This window comes from Microbacterium galbinum (assembly GCF_023091225.1).
GTDB classification, from domain to species: Bacteria; Actinomycetota; Actinomycetes; order Actinomycetales; family Microbacteriaceae; genus Microbacterium; species Microbacterium galbinum.
Genome location: NZ_JAHWXM010000001.1, coordinates 127,729 through 145,623, shown reverse-complemented (window position 1 = coordinate 145,623; position 17,895 = coordinate 127,729). Strand labels below are relative to the sequence as shown.

Sequence of the window (17,895 nt, the reverse complement as noted above, 5' to 3'; positions counted from 1 at the left end):
GATCACCGGAGTGTTCCGCGAAACTCATGCGGCACCCGCGGGTGCCGCGAACTCACTCGATCTGCGACCGGCTCGTAGCTCTGGTCGCGTGGGGCATGGGCCCCGAAGTCTGCGTCGACACGTGTCACGGCTGGGCCGCTCATCGCGTCACAGGCCATTATCGCACCAAGTTCCGCAGAATGCGGCATCCGTGCACGTCCGGAGATTTTCTCCGGCCCCGTTCTCGCCCGATCCATAGCCGTCGCTGAGATAATCCTCAGATGAGCGAGCAGCGCACCCGCCCCGTCATCTTCGCCGTCTGGCTGATCATCGCGAGCGTGATCGGCTGGTTCGCCGCCTTCCAGCTCACAGTCGAAAAGTTCACACTTCTCGAAAACCCGAGCGAAGCGCTCGGGTGCGATCTCAGCCCCTTCATCCAGTGCAGCAAGAATCTCGAGTCCTGGCAGGGCTCAGTGTTCGGCTTCCCCAATCCGATCATGGGACTCACAGGCTGGATGGCTCCGCTCGTCGTCGGGGTCGCAGTGCTTGCGGGAGCCCGCTTCCCCCGCTGGTTCTGGGCCGCGTTCGGCGCTGGAATCACCTTCGCGTTCGGCCTCGTCTGCTGGCTGATCGGACAGAGCCTCTACGACCTCTTCGTTCTCTGCCCGTGGTGCATGGTCACCTGGGCAGTCACCATCCCGACGTTCTTCGCGACGATGATCCACCTCACGCGAAACGGGACGTTCTCCCAGAACGAGCGGGTTCAGGGGCGCGCAGACAAGCTCATGCAGTGGGTCCCGCTGATGACGATCGTCGCCTACGCCATCATCATCCTTCTCGCTCAGCTCCAGGGGTTGGACTTCCTGGGCGAGATGGCCAAGATCATTTTCTGATCCGACCCGCGCACGAGAAAGGCCCGTACGCTTCCGAAGCGGACGGGCCTTTCTCCTGCAGTGCGACTCAGTCGAACCAGATGCCGAGCTCGCGTGCGGCGCTCTCGGGGCTGTCCGAGCCGTGCACGAGGTTCTGCTGGACCTTGAGGCCCCAGTCGCGGCCGAAGTCGCCGCGGATCGTGCCGGGGGCTGCGGTCGTCGGGTCGGTCGTGCCGGCGAGGGAACGGAATCCCTCGATCACGCGGTTGCCGGCGAGGCGGATCGCGACCGACGGCCCCGACAGCATGAACTCGAGGAGCGGCTCATAGAACGGCTTTCCCTCGTGCTCGGCGTAGTGCGCGGCGAGCAGGTCGCGGTCGGGCTCGACGAGGCGGATGTCGACGAGCGCGTAGCCCTTCGCCTCGATGCGGGCGAGGATCGCGCCGGTGAGGCCGCGAGCGACGCCGTCGGGCTTGACGAGGACGAGGGTTTCTTCGGTGGCCATGTCATTCACTCTCTGTCTGAGTCTCGGTCGAGGGCTCGGTCGGGCGTTGTGCATCCACCCGCGCCCCCTTGATGGTCGCATACGCCCACATGCCGCCGAAAATCAGGACGACGAACAGGATGGACGGAACCAGGATCGCGGACAGGGCGATGATGACCTGCACGATCCACCCTGCGGTGATGGCCCAGGGCCGGGTGATCATCCCGGCGATGGCGATGCAGACCAGCGCCATCACGATGCCGCCCACGATCCCCCACCACTGCGGGATGGCCGGCGGGAGCGAGCGCAGGCCGAAGATCGTGAGTCCGACGAGGAACACGACGATCGACTCGAAGCCGAGCACGACCGGCGCGAGCTTCTGCACGAGGGTACGAGGCGGACGGGGCGGGCGTGGAGCGCGTCCGCCGGCGGCGCTGGAGGTCATGCGCGCCACCCGGATTTCCAGTCCTCTTCCTCGGCGAGGGCGATCGCCTCGCCCGCGAGCACGACCGATCCGGCGATGACGACCGCTCGGCGGTCGTTGGACGCGGCCCACTCCCGCGCGGCATCGGCCGCATCGGCGAGGGTCGGATGCACGGTGGCGCGCTGTCCCGTCTGCTCGACGAGGTCGGCGATCACATCGGCGTCCGACGCGCGATCGGAGTCGGGGGCCGTGGCGAAGACGTGCGCCGCCGCAGGAGCGAGCTGCGCGACGATGCCCGCGGCATCCTTGTCGGCCAGGACCCCGAGCACCACACCCCACTCGTCGAAGTCGAAGCTGTCGTCCAGCGCCTGCACGAGCGCTTTCGCGCCGTGCGGGTTGTGGGCGGCGTCGACGACGACGGTCGGGGCGACACCCAGCAGCTGCAGGCGGCCGGGCGACGTGGCGCCCTGCAGACCCTCCGACATGATGTCGTCGGCGATCCGCTGCGCCGCTCCACCGATGAGCGACTCGACCGCCGCGACGGCGAGGGCGGCGTTGTGGCCCTGGTGGGCGCCGTAGATCGGCAGGTACTCCTCGACGTAATCGCCGGCCAGGCCGCGGATGGTGAGCAGTTGCCCGCCGACCGCCAGCTTCTGCTCGGCGAGGCCGAAGTCGTCGCCCTCGAAGGCGATCGTCGCTCCCCGCTCGGCGGCGACTCGGCGCAGCACCTCGGCTGCCTCGGCCGGCTGCTGCGCCGAGACGACGGCTGCGCCGTCCTTGATGATGCCGGCCTTGACCTCGGCGATCTTCGCGATCGTGTCGCCGAGGCGGTCCGCATGATCGATGTCGATGGGCGAGAACACGGCGACGTCGCCGTCGGCCGTGTTGGTCGAATCCCATTCGCCGCCCATGCCCACTTCGAGCACGAGCACGTCGACCGGAGCATCCGCCACGGCGACGAAGGCGAGCACCGTCAGCAGCTCGAAGAACGTCAGCGGCGCGTCGCCCGCGGCCTCGAGCTCGGCGTCGACGATCTCGACGAACGGGGCGATCTCGTCCCAGGCGTCGGCCACGGCGGCGTCGTCGATCGGCTCGCCGTCGATCATGATGCGCTCGGTGAAACGCTCCAGATGCGGACTCGTGAAGAGTCCCGTGCGCAGACCGTGCGCGCGCAGCAGACTCTCGATCATCCGGGCGGTCGACGTCTTACCGTTCGTCCCGGTGATGTGCACGACGCGGTAGGTGCGCTGGGGGTCGTCGAGGAAGGCGAGGATGCGCGCGGTGCGCTCCTTGCGCGGCTGCACCCAGCGCTCCCCCGCGCGCCCCAGAAGGGTCTCGTAGACGGCATCCGCCCGTTCGCGAGCACTCATGCGGCACCGCCGATCCGGGACACGGCGATCGTGAAGGCCGCACGGTTCGCGTACGTGCCCTTCGCGATGTCGGCGATGAACTCGGCCCCTGCCACGGGTCGGTCCTCCCGGTGCAGCGAGTGCTCGACGGCCAGCGTCTCCCCCGCCACATCCGCGATCTCGAAGGCGGAGGCGACGGCATCCGCGTCCTCCTCGCTCGCGAACCGCAGATCCAGGCGGATGCGGTCGCTCACGTCGAAGCCGGCGTTCTTGCGCGTCTCCTGCACGGCGCGGATCACGTCGCGCGCCAACCCCTCGGCCTCGAGCTCCGGGGTCGTCTGCGTGTCGAGCAGCACGAAGCCTCCGGTGGGCACGATCGCGAGGGCCTCGCCCTCGGGGCGACCCGTCGTCTCGAGCACCAGCTCGTACTCGGCCGGTTCCAGGGCGATGCCTCCGGCCGTGACCACACCGTCGACCTCCGACCAGTCGCCGGAGCGCGCGGCCTGGATGGCCTTCTGCACCTCTTTGCCGAGGCGCGGTCCGGCCGCTCGCGCGTTCACGCTGAGGCGGTGGTCGATGCCGTATTCGTGGGCGGTGGTGTCGGCGAGTGCCACCAGCTCCACCGACTTCACGTTCAGCTCCTCGCGCAGGATGTCCTCGAACTGCCCCAGCGTCGAGGCGAGCGGCGACACGACGGTGAGGCGCGCGAGCGGAAGACGCACGCGCAGCTTCTCCTTCTTGCGCAGCGCGTTGCCGACGCTCGAGAGTTCGCGGACGGCATCCATCGCGTCGCGGATCTCGTCGGCGGCGGGGAACGCCGCGGCATCCGGCCAGTCCTGCAGGTGAACGCTGCGCCCGCCCGTGAGTCCCTGCCAGACGCGCTCGCTGATGAGCGGCACGAGGGGCGCGGCGACGCGGGTGAGCGTCTCGAGCACGGTGTAGAGAGTGTCGAAGGCCTCGCGGCTCTTCAGGTCCTCGCTCACACCCACCCAGAAGCGGTCGCGCGAGCGGCGGATGTACCAGTTCGTCAGCACCTCAGCGAAGTCGCGCAGGCGACCGGCTGCGGTGGTCGAGTCGAGTCCTTCGAGGTCGGCGCGCACCTCGCGCACGAGGTCACCGAGGCGCGCGAGGATGTACCGGTCGAGCACGTCGGTCGAATCGGTGCGCCACGACGCCTCGTACCCGTCGCCCGACGCATTCGCGTAGGTGGCGAAGAAGTACCACGAGTTCCACAGCGGCAGCAGGAACTCCCGCACGCCCGAGCGGATGCCCTCCTCCGTCACCGCGAGGTTGCCACCGCGCAGCACCGAGCTCGACATGAGGAACCAGCGCATCGCGTCGGAACCGTCGCGATCGAGCACCTCGGAGACGTCGGGGTAGTTGCGCAGCGACTTCGACATCTTGTAGCCGTCGCTGCCGAGCACGATGCCGTGGCAGCTGACGCCGGTGAATGCCGGGCGGTCGAACAGCGCGGTCGACAGCACGTGCATCACGTAGAACCACCCGCGGGTCTGCCCGATGTACTCGACGATGAAGTCGGCGGGTGCGTGCGTGTCGAACCACTCCTGGTTCTCGAACGGGTAGTGCACCTGGGCGTACGGCATCGAGCCCGAGTCGAACCACACGTCGAACACGTCCTCGATGCGGCGCATCGTGCTGTTGCCGGTGGGGTCGTCGGGGTTCGGACGCGTCAGGTCGTCGATGTACGGGCGGTGCAGGTCGATCTCACCCTCGGGGTTGCGCGGCAGCGTACCGAAGTCGCGCTCGAGGTCCTCGAGCGAACCGTAGGCGTCGACGCGCGGGTACTCGGGGTCGTCGCTCTTCCAGATCGGGATCGGCGATCCCCAGTAGCGGTTGCGGCTGATCGACCAGTCGCGCGCGCCCTCGAGCCACTTGCCGAACTGTCCCTGCTTGACGTTCTCGGGCACCCAGGTGATCTGCTCGTTGTTCGCGAGCATGTCGTCCTTGATGTCCGTCACGCGGATGAACCAGCTCGACACGGCCTTGTAGATCAGGGGGTTCCGGCAGCGCCAGCAGTGCGGGTACGAGTGCTCGTAGCTCTGCAGACGCACGAGGCGGCCGTTCTCGCGCACCAGGCGCACGAGCGGGGTGTTCGCGTCCATCCAGAGCTCACCGGCGACGTCGGTGACGCTCGGCAGGAAGCGCCCGCCGTCGTCGAGCGACAGGATCGTGGGGATGCCGGCGGCACCCGCGACCCGCTGGTCGTCCTCACCGTAGGCCGGGGCCTGGTGGACGATGCCGGTGCCGTCGCTCGTCGTCACGTAGTCGTCGACCAGGATGCGCCAGGAGTTCTCGGTGCCCCAGACCTCGGCATCCGCGTAGTAGTCGAAGAGCCGGTCGTACGTGACGTCCTGCAGCTCGGATCCGCGGACGGATGCCTCGACCGCGGCGAGCGCCTCCTCGGCGCTCTCGTAGCCGAGATCCTTCGCGTAGCCGCCGAGCAGTTCGCGGGCGAGAAGGTAGCGGTGGGCGGAGGCCTCGACCGCGGCATCCGCGGAGCCTGCGACCTGGTGCACGTCGGCCGCTCCGTTCGGGCCGGCCGGCACGACGACGTACTCGATGTCGGGACCCACGGCGAGCGCGAGGTTGGTCGGGAGGGTCCACGGCGTGGTCGTCCACGCGAGGGCGCGCACGGCGGTGAGGCCGAGCGCCTCGGCCTTGGCCCCGGTGAGGGGGAAGGTGACGGTGACGGACGGGTCCTGACGCATCTGGTACACGTCGTCGTCCATACGCAGCTCGTGGGCGCTGAGCGGCGTCTCGTCACGCCAGCAGTACGGGAGCACGCGATAGCCCTCGTAGGCGAGGCCCTTGTCGTAGAGGGTCTTGAACGCCCAGAGCACGCTCTCCATGTACCCGAGGTCGAGCGTCTTGTACCCACGGTCGAAGTCGACCCAGCGGGCCTGGCGGGTGACGTAGTCCTGCCACTCGCGCGTGTAGGCGAGCACCGAGCTCTTCGCCTTGTCGTTGAAGACGTCGATGCCCATCGACTCGATCTCGCTCTTCTCGGTGATGCCGAGCTGCTTCATCGCCTCGAGCTCGGCGGGGAGCCCGTGGGTGTCCCACCCGAACACGCGGTCGACCTTGTGACCGGTCATCGTCTGGAAGCGCGGGAACACGTCCTTGGCGTAGCCGGTGAGCAGGTGGCCGTAGTGCGGCAGGCCGTTGGCGAACGGAGGGCCGTCGTAGAACACCCACTCGGGCGAGCCCTCGCGCTGCTCGATCGAGGCGCGGAAGGTGTCGTCCGTCTTCCAGAACTCGAGCACCTCCTCCTCGATCCGGGGGAAGCGGGGGCTGGGCGCGACGGAGGCGTCGGCGGCGGGGCCGAAGGAGGAACGCGGGTAGGTCATCGTGTCTCGCAGTGGTCGTCGTGGCGGATGCTCCTGCGAGGACGACCCTGCCGGGCCGCGGTACCACCTCGCGTGCGTTCCCGCCCCTCTCGGTGCGTTCACGCCACTCTCACTGCGGCTGTGACGGGCCTGCCCCGCTCGGTTCTACTGAGCCCGTCGCCGGGCCGTTCTTCCGAGAGCTCCCCGGTGATGCCGGATCGATGCTCGTGCTTCCAGTGTACGCGCCCCGGCGGGCCTGCGGGATCCCGTGAGTGTCGGCGCTCCGCCCTACGCTCGAGGAATGGCCCGCTCCCCCGAGACCCCCGTCGCACCTCGCGTCTCGCCTCCCGACCTCCCCGATCACCTCGACGCCGCCGTCGCCGCGCGCAACGCCGACCTCATCGCCGCACGTATCGAGCTCGCAGGCGACGCCGACCTCGCCTACGCCTCGCTCGAGCAGTGCGTCGTGACCGCGGATGCCGACACGATCGACCTCACGGGGGCCACCGTGCTCGACGTCGACGTCACCGGCATCCGCGCCGCGTCGGTCAAGCTCCGCGGCGCCGGCATCCGCCGCCTGCGGGTGACCGGCGGCCGCATCGGCACGCTCGATCTCAGCACCACCCGGGTGTCCGAGCTCGAACTCCGCGATCTCCGCATCGACTACCTCAACCTGGGAGCGGCCCGCGTCGAAGACCTCGACGTGATCGGATGCCGCATCCGCGCTCTCGACATGCCCCAGGCGGAGCTCACCCGGGTGCGCTTCACCGATTCGGCGAGCGACGAGGTCGACACCCGCGGCATGCGGGCGACCGATGTCGATCTGCGCGGACTCGACGCCCTTGCCTTCCTCGACGCGAACAGCCTGCGCGGCACGACGCTCACGGCTTTCCAGGTGCAGCAGCTCGCCCCTGTGTTCGCCGCGGGGCTCGGCATCCACGTCACCGACTGAGCGACCCGATCAGGGTCGGCGGACGCCGCTCGCCGCGAGCAGCTCCCGGGTGAACGGATGCTGCGGAGCCGCGAACACCTCGGCGACCGCCCCCTGCTCCACGATCCGGCCGCCCTGCATCACCAGGACGTCGTCGGCGACCGCTGCCACGACGTCGAGGTCGTGGGAGACGAAGACCATCGTCAACCGCCTTTCGCGCTGCAGCCGGTGGAGCAGACGCAGCACGCGCTCCCGCACCGAGGGATCGAGCGCCGAGACCGGCTCGTCGAGCACGAGCACGTCGGGATTCGCCGCGAGCGCGCGGGCGATCGCCGCGCGCTGCCTCTGCCCGCCGGAGAGTTCCGACGGGCGACGCCGGGCGAAGGACGGATCGAGATCGACTTCACCGAGAAGGGCCGAGACGCGCTCCCGACGTTCGGCACGCGGTACGCCGCCCGCCGCGAGCGCCTCGTGCAGGGAACGGCCGACGCTCCAGCGCGGATCGAAGGCGCCGAGCGGATTCTGGTGAACGAACTGCACCCGGTGCGCCCCGTTCCAGCGGATGCTCCCGGTACCCGGCGCCTGCACCCCCAACAGCACCCGTGCGAGCGTGGTCTTGCCCGATCCGGATTCCCCGACGATCCCGAGTGTCGTTCCCTGGCGCACGTCGAACGAGGCATCGACGACGGCGGGGACCCCTGCGAACGCTACCGAGACCCGCTCGACCGAGGCGACCGTTTCACCGCCGGCATCGCCCGCCTCACGGGGCTCGTGCAGGGTCGCGGCGATGAGTTGCCGCGTGTACGGATGCTGCGGATCCTCGAGCACCTCGGCGACGGCGCCCTCCTCCACGATCTCTCCGTCGCGCATCACCAGCACCCGGTCCGCGAGCAGGCGCACGGCGGCGAAGTCGTGGCTGATGAAGAGAACGGCGGTACTGGCATCCGCGATCTCCCTCAGCAGACCGAGGATCTTCGCCTGCACGGTGGCGTCGAGCGCCGTGGTCGGCTCATCGGCGATGAGTGCGGCGGGCCCGGCGGCGAGCGCCGAGGCGATGAGCGCCCGCTGGCGCAGACCGCCCGAGAGTTCGTGCGGATACTGGCGCACGCGTCGCTCGGGGTCCGGCATCCAGACCCGGCGCAGCAGCGCGAGCACCCGATCCCGCAGTGCGCCGCCCGCCCGCGCGTGCAGGCGCAGAGGCTCCGCGATCTCCGATCCGATGCGCTGCAGCGGGTCGAGGGCCACGAGGGCGTCCTGAGCTACCAGGGCGACACGCGCCCCGCGCACGCTTCGCCATCCGCGCTCGTCGAGGCCGCGCACGTCCGTGCCGCCGACGCGCATCGCGTCGGCGGTGACGGCGGCTCGGCGGGGAGCGAGCCCGAGAAGCGCCCGGGCGGTGAGAGACTTCCCCGCCCCGGACTCGCCCACGATCGCGACGCACTCGCCGGGTGCCACGGTGAGCGACACCCCGTCCACGACCGCGGCACCGTCGATCGTGATGCGCAGGCTCTCCACCTCGATGACCGGCACGCTGTTCTCGCTCATCGCCCGTTCCCCTCCGCGCGCGCCCGCAGCACGCGACCGACGATCGTCGCCGCGACCACCGTGACGGTGATGGCGATGCCGGGGAACACCGAGATCCACCAGGCCTGACCGAGCACGTTCCGACCGCCCGCGAGCATGAGGCCCCACTCCGGTGTCGGCTCCGCCGGGCCGAGCCCGAGGAAGCTGAGTCCGGAGGCGGCGAGGATGCTCGACCCGATGCCGATCGTCGCCAGCACGCTCAGCGATCCGAGCACGCCGGGGAGGACATGCCGCCAGAACGCCACCAGACGCGGCACGCCGAGGATGCGGGCGGCCTCCACGTGCTCGGCGACGCGGAGGGTGCGCGTCTGCACGCGGGCGAGTCTGATGTACACGGGCACCGCGGCGAGCGTCACGGCGATCGCGACGTTCACCGGCCCCGGCCCGAGCACGGCGATCACGACGAGCGCGACCAGGAACTCGGGGAATGCCATGAGCACGTCGTTCACGCGCATCAGCGACACGTCGACCCAACGGGGTGCGAGACCCGCGACCGCTCCGATGGCGAGCCCGGCCACCAGCGCGATCGCCGTGGCGAGCAGCCCGATACCGACCGAACGCGCGGCGCCGAACACGACCCGGGAGTACACGTCGCGGCCGCTCTGGTCCGTGCCGAAGAGGTGGTCGGCACTCGGCGGGAGCAATGCTCCCCGCACATCGGTGAGCACGGGGTCGTGCGTCGCGAGGACTCCGGGAAAGGCGGCGGCGAACGCGATGAGGCACAGCACCCCGACGGCCGCCCACAGCAGCCCCCGCTGCGCGCGGCTCATCGGCTCGCCCCACGGTCGACCGCGCGCACGCGCGGGTCGATGAGCGGATGCACCAGCTCCACGATGACGTTCACGATCACGAACACGAGCGCACTGAGCAGGATGATCCCCGAGATCACGGGGAGGTCGCGGTCGCTGATCGCGGCGAGCGTCACCCGTCCGAGTCCCGGCCGCGCGAAGACGGTCTCGACCAGCACCGCCCCGCCGAGCACCGATCCGGTGAGGTAGGCGGTCAGCGTCACGGCTCCCGCTGCCCCATGGCGCAGACCGTGCCGCAGCGTGAACCACCCCGCACTCGCACCCCGAGCGCGCACGGTCTCGGCGAACGGCATCCGCTCGGCCTGCACGAGGCCGTCGCGCAGCACCTGCCCGAGCAGTGCCGCGACGGGCAGGGCGAGCGTGATCGCCGGAAGCACGATGGTGGCGGGGTTGCGCGCGCCCGACACGGGGAACCAACCGAGGCCGAACGCGAACACGCTCAACAGCACCAGTCCGATCCAGAACACCGGTGACGAGAGCACGACCAGCTCGACACCCGTCGCGACCGCACGCGCTGTCTCCCCGCGCACGAGCAGCGCGACGGAGAGGGCGATCACGACGGCGATGAGCAATGCGAGCGCCGAGAGCTGCAGGGTCGCCCCGAGCTGCCGACCGATAACCTCCGCCACCGGCATCCGCAACTGATACGACTCCCCCAGGTCCCCGCGCACCAGCCGGCCGAGATAGTCGACGTACTGCTCGAACGGTGGACGGTTCAGACCGAGGTCTTCTCGGATGCCGTCCTTCACCGCTTCGCTGACCTGCGCCTGGGGGCCGAGCATCACCGACACCGGATCGCCGGGGATCACGCGGAAGGCCAGGAACGCCACCGTCGCGGCGCCCCACAGCACGACCACCACGGATGCGACGAGACCGGCGATCTTCGCGAGCGCAGCCTTCACCGCTCTCCTCTCACCGCCGTGCGTCGACCCGGGTCAGCCGACCGTCACATCGTAGAACAGCGGCCGACCGTAGAGGTCGTACGAGAGTCCGTCGATGCGCTCGCCGACCGCGGTGATCGCCGACGGGCTGTAGAGCGGCACGATCGCCGTGTAGGTGGCGTTCCATTCCTGCAGCTGCGTGTAGATCGCATTGCGCTGGTTCTGGTCGCTGGTGGCCACGGCCTGCTCGAGCAGCCCGTCGACCTCGGGATCGGTCACTTGCGAGGCGTTCTGGAATCCGTCGGTGTGCAGGTGCGCGCGCAGGAAGTCGGGGTCGACGCCCGAGAAGCCCCAGTCGGTGAGGTCGAACGTCTTCGGTCCGTACTGCTCGTTGTAGGCGCCCGGCTCGAGCACCTCACGCTCGATCTCGAAGCCGATCTTCTTCAGGTCGGACTGGATCGCGTTCGCGAGGGCCGCGCGGTCGTCGGGCACCGGCGTCCAGGCGATCCAGCGTGCGGAGAGACGCGCGCCGTCCTTCATGCGGATGCCGTCGGTGTCGCGCTCGGTCCAGCCGGCTTCGTCGAGGAGGCGGTTCGCCTCGTCGGGGTCGAAAGCCCAGGTGCCCTCGATGGCGGCGTCGTAACCCGGCGTCGTCGAGCTCAACACGCTCCAGGCGCGGGGGAACTGGCCGAAGAAGATCTCCTCGACCGCGGGGTCGATGTCGATGCCGCGGGCGAACGCCTGGCGCACCTTCTCGTCGGCGAACACGCCGTACTTCTCGTTGAGGTAGAGCGAGTACGGGAGGCCCGGGTACTCGACGGAGTCGACGCTCACACCGTCGCCGAGGTCTCCGGCGAGGTTCGGCGGGATGTTGCTCGCGAGGTCGGCCTCGCCGCTGGTCACGACGCCCGCACGGACGGATGCCTCGGGCTGGATCTCGACGCGCAGCGTCTCGAACTTCGGGGCTCCCTCGCCGTGCGGACCCCAGGCGTAGTCGTCGTTGCGCGTGTACACGAGCTCTTGGTCGGGCGTGTACTCGGTGAGCTCGAACGGCCCGGTGCCGACGGTGATCCCGGGGCCACCGGCCTTGAGCTGATCGGCGGAGTCGGCGAGGACGGCCGGCGAGTAGAACCCGAGCTGCGGCGTGCTGGCCGCTTGCAGGAAGGGAGCGTAGGGCTGGGTGAAGCTCACCGTCACCGTGTGGTCGTCGACGACCTCGGTACCCGCGTAGAAGTCGGCGCCGAGCATGCTCGCCGCCTGCGCGGATGCGGTCTCCGGGTCGACGATGCGGTCGAAGTTCGCCTTGACCGCCGCCGCGTCGAAGGGCTCGCCGTCGGTGAAGGTGACGTCGTCGCGCAGCGTGAAGGTGTACTCCGTGCTGTCGTCCGACACGGTCCAGTCGGTCGCGAGCCACGGGGAGAACGTGCCGTCCTCCTCCTGGAAGACGAGGGAGTCGAGCACCGCGCGCTGCACCGTGCCCGACACGTCGAGCTGGCTGACCTGCGGGTCCATGTGACCGGCGGAGAGGTTCGCGCCCTCGATCGACCACACCACCTCGCGGTCACCGTCCTGTCCACCGGGGGTGGCGCAGGCGCTGAGCGCCAGGGCGGTCACGGCGACGATCGCCGCGGCGGGGAGAAGACGGCGCACGGATGCTGCGGGCATGACGATTCCTCAGAACGAAAAATGGGGGTGGGATCAGTCTAGGACCGATTCTTGGACTGGGTCGATTTGCGACGGCATCCGCTCGCGTGCGCCCTCGCTAGACTGGTGGGCACACCCACACTCAGGCACGCTCACACAGTGCCGCATACATCGCTCGAGGAGACCCTTCATGCCTGCTTCCGAAATCGCGCAGAACCAGATTCCCGACAAGCCCGCACTCGAAGGTCTCGAAGCGAAGTGGGATGCCGCCTGGGCGGAGCAGGGCACCTACCTGTTCGACCGCCTGCGGGCGGCGCAGTCCGGCCGCGACGGCGTGTACTCGATCGACACCCCGCCGCCGACGGCATCCGGCAGCCTGCACATCGGTCACGTGTTCTCGTACACGCACACCGACGTCAAGGCGCGCTTCGAGCGCATGCGCGGCAAGACGGTGTTCTACCCGATGGGCTGGGACGACAACGGCCTCCCGACCGAACGCCGCGTGCAGAACTACTACGGAGTGCGCTGCGACCCGTCGCTCCCGTACACCCCCGACTTCACTCCCCCGTTCGAGGGCGGCGACAACAAGTCGAGCCGTGCCGCCGACCAGCTGCCGATCAGCCGCCGCAACTTCATCGAGTTGTGCGAACGCCTCACCCTCGAGGACGAGAAGCAGTTCGAGGCGCTGTTCCGCCAGCTCGGCCTGAGCGTGGACTGGACGCAGACCTACCGCACGATCTCGGACGACACGATCCGCCAGAGCCAGCTCGCCTTCCTGCGCAACATCGAGCGCGGTGAGGCGTATCAGGCCCTCGCGCCGACGCTCTGGGACATCGACTTCCGATCCGCGATCGCGCAGGCCGAGCTCGAGGACCGCGAGCAGCAGGCGGCCTATCACACGATCGAATTCCCCTTCGCGGACGGATCGGGGTCGATCGCCATCGACACCACCCGCCCGGAACTGCTCCCCGCATGCATCGCGATCGTGACGCACCCCGAGGGCCCGCACAAGCACCTGATCGGCACGAAGGTGCGCACGCCCTTCTTCGGCGCCGAGATCGAGATCCACGGTCACCACCTCGCTCAGCCCGACAAGGGCACGGGAGCCGCGATGGTCTGCACCTTCGGCGACGTGACCGACATCATCTGGTGGCGCGAACTGCGCACCGCCGCCGGCGAGTCGCTGCCGAACATGACCACGATCGGCCTGGACGGTCGCTTCCTGCCGGAGGCGCCCTCGACCGTCGCCGACGCCGACGCCCGCGCCTGGTACGCCGAGGAGGTCGCCGGCAAGACGGTCTTCAGCGCCCGCAAGGCGATCGTCGAGAAGCTGCAGGAGACCGGCGACATGACCGCGGTCGGCAAGCCGTTCAGCCACGCGGTGAAGTTCTTCGAGAAGGGCGACCGCCCGCTCGAGATCGTGTCGACGCGCCAGTGGTACATCCGCAACGGCGCCCGCGACGGCAACCTGCGCGAGCAGCTGCTCTCGCACGGCACCGAGCTGAACTGGTACCCGGACTTCATGCGCGTGCGCTACGAGAACTGGGTCGGCGGACTCACGGGCGACTGGCTCGTTTCGCGTCAGCGCTTCTTCGGCGTGCCGATCCCGCTCTGGTACGGACTCGACGAGAACGGCGAACGCGACTACGAGCGCGTGATCGTGCCGGATGCCGCGTCGCTTCCGATCGACCCGACCACTGACGTGCCCGACGGTTACACCGAGGACCAGCGCGGCGTCGCGGGGGGCTTCGACGCCGAGGCCGACATCTTCGACACCTGGGCGACCTCGTCGCTCACCCCGCAGCTCGCCGGCGGCTGGCAGCGCGACGAGGAGCTGTGGAACCTCACGGCCCCGTTCGACCTGCGCCCGCAGGGCCAGGACATCATCCGCACCTGGCTCTTCTCGACCATGCTGCGATCCGTGCTCGAAGACGGCCGCTCGCCGTGGCGCAACGCCGCGATCAGCGGTTTCATCGTCGACCCCGACCGCAAGAAGATGTCGAAGTCCAAGGGCAATGTGGTCACGCCCGCCGACATCCTCGAGACGCACGGATCGGATGCCGTGCGCTACTGGTCCGCATCGAGCCGCCTCGGCGCCGATGCCGCCTTCGACCCGCAAAGCCCGACGCAGGTGAAGATCGGTCGTCGTCTCGCGATCAAGGTGCTGAACGCGGCGAAGTTCGTGCTATCGTTCCCGGTGCCCGAGGGCGCTCAGGTCACGCACGCCCTCGACGCTTCGATGCTCAGCGCGCTCGACGGAGTGATCGCCGAGGCCACCGCCGCGTTCGAGAACTACGACCAGGCCCGTGCGCTCGAGATCACCGAGGCGTTCTTCTGGACGTTCTGCGATGACTACCTCGAGCTGGTGAAGGAACGTGCCTACAACCAGAACGACGTGGGGCAGGCATCCGCCGCCCTCGCGCTGCGCCTCGCCCTGTCGACCCTGCTGCGGCTGCTCGCGCCCGTGCTGTCGTTCGCGACCGAGGAGGCCTGGTCGTGGTTCGAGGAGGGCTCGGTGCACACCGCAGCCTGGCCCGAGGCTCTCGGCATCGAGGGCGACACCGCCGTATTGTCGGCCGCGAGCGAGGCGCTGATCGGTATCCGCCGTGCGAAGACCGAGGCCAAGGCGTCGCAGAAGACTCCGGTGTCACGTGCGGTGATCGCCGCGCCCGCCACGACGCTCGTTGCTCTCGAAGCCGCCGCCGACGACCTGCGGGCCGTGGGCCGGATCGCCGAGCTGGAGTTCGTGGAGGCGGATGCCTTCGCCGTCACCGCCATCGAGCTCGCACCGACCGAGGCTTCCTGATGCAGCTGGGCACGCGCTGGGCCACCGGTTCCGAGGCTCCCGCATCGGTTCCCGCGGCTCTCCGCCCCGCGATCGCCGAGGTCGAGTCGCGCGGAGTCACCGGTCACTGGACACTCACCTGGCTCGAGGGGCGTGCGATCGCCGAGCTCGACGCCGGCTGGGAGGTCCTGCAGTCCGCGACGGGTGAGGTCATCGCCCGCCCGTTCGAGGACTGACGCCCTGCAGTCATCGTGAGAGGCCCCTCCGCCCACCGGCGGAGGGGCCTCTTGCGGTTTCCGCGGGAAGCCCCGACGATGTGGGCATGAACGCCTTTCCCGACAGCCCGTTCGGCGCGATGGAGCGCCTCACTCTCGATCCCGCTCCTCTGGCGGTGATCCGGCACGAGAGCATCCGCATCGCAGACCTGCGCAACGCCTTCGACACCGGCTACGGCGCGATCGCCGCCTTCTTCCACGACGGCACGCTCGTGCCGGCGGGGCCCGCCGTGGCGATCTACCACGGGGACCCCATGGGCGTTTTCGACCTGGAACTCGGCTTCCCCGTCACGACAGCGCCGACGGATCCACTGATCACCGCGAGCGGCGCGTCGGTGCAGGCGTCCACCCTTCCATCCGGCGACGCCGCCGCGACGACGCACATCGGATCGTACGACGGTCTCGGGCGGGCGTGGATGGGCCTCGCCGAGAGAGCCGGCGCAGAGGGCCTGCACCACCGGGGGATCTGGATCGAGGTCTACGTCTCCGACCCGACCGAGGATCCCGAAGAGCTGCGCACCGACCTCATCCTGCCGGTCGCCTGAGGTCCCGTCGTCCGGAGGAACTCCTCCGCCTTGTACCAGGTGAGCTGGTGATAGCTCTGATGCAGGTGCTCGGCGAGGCCCTCGAACGGAACCACATGGACTCTGATGTCCTCGTTCTCGTCGAGCGACTGCTCGGACGTCGGTTGACAGCCGAGCGCCACGAAATGATGGACGCGGTTCGTGTGGTTGCCGAAGTTCGCCCACGTCGCACCGAGCGCGATCATCGACGCCGCCTCGTATCCGGTCTCCTCTCGGAGTTCGCGGGCGGCTGCGACGGCCACGTCTTCACCCTCGGCTACGCCACCGCCGATCGTGCCCCACGCGACGATGCCGGCCCCGTGACGATACTCCTCGACGATGACGGCGTCGCCGGCGGTGTCGATGGCGAGCACGGACACCCAATCGCCGTATTCGAGAACGTAGTACGGCGCGATCGTCCGCCCTCGGGCATCGACGCAGTCATCGGCACGCACCGAGATCCACCGATCGGAGACGATGGTTTCGGACCGGCGGGTCTCCCAGGGTTCGGGCGACGACGCCCGGTCCGAGGTCACGCGCTCTTGCGCTTGCGCTCCATCACGATGGTGGGAGGCGCGCCTTCATCGACGGCGGCGCGGGTCACGATCACCTTGGCGACGTCTTCGGCCGAGGGGATCTCGAACATGATCGGACCGAGCACGTCTTCGAGGATCGCGCGAAGGCCCCGAGCGCCGGTCTTGCGCTCGACGGCGAGGTCGGCGATCGAGCGGAGCGCGTCGTCTTCGAATTCGAGCTGCACGCCGTCGAGCTCGAACATGCGCTGGTACTGCTTCACGAGCGCGTTGCGCGGGCCGGTGAGGATGTCGATCAGGGCATCCTGGTCGAGCGGAGACACCGAGGCGATCACGGGCAGACGGCCGATGAACTCGGGGATCAGACCGAACTTGTGCAGGTCGTCGGGCAGCACCTCGCTGAAGAGATCGAGATCCTTGCCCTTGTCATGCAGCGGGGCGCCGAAGCCGATGCCGTGCTTGCCGACGCGTGCCGAGACGATGTCTTCGAGACCCGCGAACGCTCCGGCGACGATGAACAGGACGTTCGTGGTGTCGATCTGCAGGAACTCCTGGTGCGGATGCTTGCGTCCACCCTGCGGTGGGACCGAGGCGACCGTGCCCTCGAGGATCTTGAGCAGCGCCTGCTGCACGCCCTCGCCCGAGACGTCGCGTGTGATCGACGGGTTCTCGGCCTTGCGGGCCACCTTGTCGATCTCGTCGATGTAGATGATGCCCTGCTCGGCGCGCTTGACGTCGTAGTCCGCCGCCTGGATGAGCTTGAGGAGGATGTTCTCGACGTCTTCACCGACGTAGCCGGCCTCGGTCAACGCGGTCGCATCGGCGACGGCGAACGGCACGTTGAGCCGCTTAGCGAGCGTCTGCGCGAGATAGGTCTTGCCGCACCCGGTCGGCCCGATGAGCATGATGTTGCTCTTCGCGATCTCGACCTCGTCGGCCTTCTGCTCCGCCGGCTGCAGCGTGCTGTGCGCTCGGGTGCGCTTGTAGTGGTTGTAGACGGCGACGGCGAGCGCCTTCTTAGCGGGCTCCTGACCGACGACGTACTCCTCGAGGAAGGAGAAGATCTCGCGGGGCTTGGGCAGATCGAAGTCCGTCACTCCCTCGGCGGAGGACTCGGCCATCCGCTCCTCGATGATCTCGTTGCACAGCTCGACGCACTCGTCGCAGATGTACACACCGGGGCCAGCGATGAGCTGCTGCACCTGCTTCTGGCTCTTTCCGCAGAACGAGCACTTGAACAGGTCAGCGCTTTCACCGATACGGGCCATGCGCGTCCTCCTATGGGGGATCCAGAGATCGTGCTTCGAGCCTAACCTCTGCATCGGACACCGGGACGCATTGGGACAGGGGCCGTGTCAGAGAGCCTCGGTTCGGAGCGCTCGACACGACGAAGGGCCGGCCCGCAGCATCCTGCGAACCGGCCCTTCGTCGAGAA

15 protein-coding genes are annotated in these 17,895 nt (G+C 69.0%); 5 read left to right on the top strand and 10 right to left on the bottom strand.

Annotated elements, in window-relative coordinates:
* Nucleotides 1–260 precede the first annotated feature (260 nt).
* Complete coding sequence (locus KZC52_RS00700; protein WP_247622156.1) at nt 261–872, top strand: vitamin K epoxide reductase family protein; 612 nt, start codon at nt 261–263, stop codon at nt 870–872.
* A 67-nt stretch (nt 873–939) separates the two neighbouring features.
* Here the strand turns inward: KZC52_RS00700 and ndk are convergent, their stop codons facing one another.
* The 4 genes from ndk to ileS are packed head-to-tail and all read right to left on the bottom strand — an operon-like array spanning nt 940 to nt 6,476.
* Complete coding sequence (gene ndk / locus KZC52_RS00695; RefSeq protein WP_067120383.1) at nt 940–1,356, bottom strand: nucleoside-diphosphate kinase; 417 nt, start codon at nt 1,354–1,356, stop codon at nt 940–942.
* 1 nt (nt 1,357) lies between these two features.
* Complete coding sequence (locus tag KZC52_RS00690) at nt 1,358–1,780, bottom strand: DUF4233 domain-containing protein (RefSeq protein WP_247622155.1); 423 nt, start codon at nt 1,778–1,780, stop codon at nt 1,358–1,360.
* Complete coding sequence (locus KZC52_RS00685) at nt 1,777–3,129, bottom strand: bifunctional folylpolyglutamate synthase/dihydrofolate synthase (RefSeq protein WP_247622154.1); 1,353 nt, start codon at nt 3,127–3,129, stop codon at nt 1,777–1,779. The genes KZC52_RS00690 and KZC52_RS00685 overlap by 4 nt, the downstream gene beginning before the upstream one ends.
* On the bottom strand, nt 3,126–6,476 hold the full coding sequence (gene ileS, locus KZC52_RS00680; protein ID WP_247622153.1) for an isoleucine--tRNA ligase: 3,351 nt from the start codon (nt 6,474–6,476) through the stop codon (nt 3,126–3,128). The genes KZC52_RS00685 and ileS overlap by 4 nt, the downstream gene beginning before the upstream one ends.
* A gap of 280 nt (nt 6,477–6,756) precedes the next feature.
* Here ileS and KZC52_RS00675 point away from each other — a divergent pair, with 280 nt between their 5' ends.
* Nucleotides 6,757–7,407, top strand: a complete 651-nt coding sequence (locus tag KZC52_RS00675; protein ID WP_247622152.1) for a pentapeptide repeat-containing protein — start codon at nt 6,757–6,759, stop codon at nt 7,405–7,407.
* 9 nt (nt 7,408–7,416) lie between these two features.
* On the opposite strand, the gene KZC52_RS00670 is transcribed toward KZC52_RS00675, so the two are convergent.
* Genes KZC52_RS00670 through KZC52_RS00655 form a run of 4 tightly spaced genes read right to left on the bottom strand, consistent with a single transcriptional unit; the run spans nt 7,417 to nt 12,325 of the window.
* Nucleotides 7,417–8,931 (bottom strand): ATP-binding cassette domain-containing protein, encoded by a 1,515-nt coding sequence (locus KZC52_RS00670; protein ID WP_247622151.1) that lies wholly within the window; start codon nt 8,929–8,931, stop codon nt 7,417–7,419.
* Nucleotides 8,928–9,740: an ABC transporter permease gene (locus tag KZC52_RS00665; RefSeq protein WP_247622150.1), complete on the bottom strand. Its 813-nt coding sequence runs from the start codon at nt 9,738–9,740 to the stop codon at nt 8,928–8,930. Before KZC52_RS00665 ends, KZC52_RS00670 begins: the two co-directional genes overlap by 4 nt.
* Nucleotides 9,737–10,681: an ABC transporter permease gene (locus KZC52_RS00660; RefSeq protein ID WP_247622149.1), complete on the bottom strand. Its 945-nt coding sequence runs from the start codon at nt 10,679–10,681 to the stop codon at nt 9,737–9,739. Before KZC52_RS00660 ends, KZC52_RS00665 begins: the two co-directional genes overlap by 4 nt.
* A gap of 33 nt (nt 10,682–10,714) precedes the next feature.
* A complete protein-coding gene (locus tag KZC52_RS00655; RefSeq protein ID WP_247622148.1) occupies nt 10,715–12,325 on the bottom strand; it encodes an ABC transporter substrate-binding protein in 1,611 nt (536 codons plus the stop codon).
* Nucleotides 12,326–12,494: 169 nt separating this feature from the next.
* On the opposite strand from KZC52_RS00655, the gene valS reads away from it, so the two are divergent.
* The 3 genes from valS (at nt 12,495) to KZC52_RS00640 (ending at nt 15,909) form a co-directional block, all read left to right on the top strand.
* Entirely contained in the window at nt 12,495–15,110 is a 2,616-nt protein-coding gene (gene valS, locus KZC52_RS00650) for a valine--tRNA ligase (RefSeq protein ID WP_247622147.1), read from the top strand.
* The gene (locus KZC52_RS00645) at nt 15,110–15,325 is read left to right on the top strand and encodes a hypothetical protein (RefSeq protein ID WP_247622146.1); all 216 of its coding nucleotides are present in this window, start codon (nt 15,110–15,112) and stop codon (nt 15,323–15,325) included. Before valS ends, KZC52_RS00645 begins: the two co-directional genes overlap by 1 nt.
* A gap of 86 nt (nt 15,326–15,411) precedes the next feature.
* Entirely contained in the window at nt 15,412–15,909 is a 498-nt protein-coding gene (locus KZC52_RS00640; RefSeq protein WP_247622145.1) for a GyrI-like domain-containing protein, read from the top strand.
* Here the strand turns inward: KZC52_RS00640 and KZC52_RS00635 are convergent.
* A complete protein-coding gene (locus tag KZC52_RS00635; protein ID WP_247622144.1) occupies nt 15,843–16,463 on the bottom strand; it encodes an NUDIX hydrolase in 621 nt (206 codons plus the stop codon). The genes KZC52_RS00640 and KZC52_RS00635 overlap by 67 nt on opposite strands.
* Nucleotides 16,460–17,728, bottom strand: coding sequence for an ATP-dependent Clp protease ATP-binding subunit ClpX (gene clpX / locus KZC52_RS00630; protein WP_247622143.1), 1,269 nt, complete (start codon nt 17,726–17,728; stop codon nt 16,460–16,462). Before clpX ends, KZC52_RS00635 begins: the two co-directional genes overlap by 4 nt.
* Nucleotides 17,729–17,895: the final 167 nt, after the last annotated feature.

What these genes read in the sequence shown, in the direction of transcription:
- KZC52_RS00700 (WP_247622156.1), top strand. Translation starts at nt 261, where the DNA reads ATGAGCGAGCAGCGCACCCGCCCCGTCATCTTCGCCGTCTGGCTGATC.
- ndk (WP_067120383.1), bottom strand. Translation starts at nt 1,356, where the DNA reads ATGGCCACCGAAGAAACCCTCGTCCTCGTCAAGCCCGACGGCGTCGCT.
- KZC52_RS00690 (WP_247622155.1), bottom strand. Translation starts at nt 1,780, where the DNA reads ATGACCTCCAGCGCCGCCGGCGGACGCGCTCCACGCCCGCCCCGTCCG.
- KZC52_RS00685 (WP_247622154.1), bottom strand. Translation starts at nt 3,129, where the DNA reads ATGAGTGCTCGCGAACGGGCGGATGCCGTCTACGAGACCCTTCTGGGG.
- ileS (WP_247622153.1), bottom strand. Translation starts at nt 6,476, where the DNA reads ATGACCTACCCGCGTTCCTCCTTCGGCCCCGCCGCCGACGCCTCCGTC.
- KZC52_RS00675 (WP_247622152.1), top strand. Translation starts at nt 6,757, where the DNA reads ATGGCCCGCTCCCCCGAGACCCCCGTCGCACCTCGCGTCTCGCCTCCC.
- KZC52_RS00670 (WP_247622151.1), bottom strand. Translation starts at nt 8,931, where the DNA reads ATGAGCGAGAACAGCGTGCCGGTCATCGAGGTGGAGAGCCTGCGCATC.
- KZC52_RS00665 (WP_247622150.1), bottom strand. Translation starts at nt 9,740, where the DNA reads ATGAGCCGCGCGCAGCGGGGGCTGCTGTGGGCGGCCGTCGGGGTGCTG.
- KZC52_RS00655 (WP_247622148.1), bottom strand. Translation starts at nt 12,325, where the DNA reads ATGCCCGCAGCATCCGTGCGCCGTCTTCTCCCCGCCGCGGCGATCGTC.
- valS (WP_247622147.1), top strand. Translation starts at nt 12,495, where the DNA reads ATGCCTGCTTCCGAAATCGCGCAGAACCAGATTCCCGACAAGCCCGCA.
- KZC52_RS00645 (WP_247622146.1), top strand. Translation starts at nt 15,110, where the DNA reads ATGCAGCTGGGCACGCGCTGGGCCACCGGTTCCGAGGCTCCCGCATCG.
- KZC52_RS00640 (WP_247622145.1), top strand. Translation starts at nt 15,412, where the DNA reads ATGAACGCCTTTCCCGACAGCCCGTTCGGCGCGATGGAGCGCCTCACT.
- clpX (WP_247622143.1), bottom strand. Translation starts at nt 17,728, where the DNA reads ATGGCCCGTATCGGTGAAAGCGCTGACCTGTTCAAGTGCTCGTTCTGC.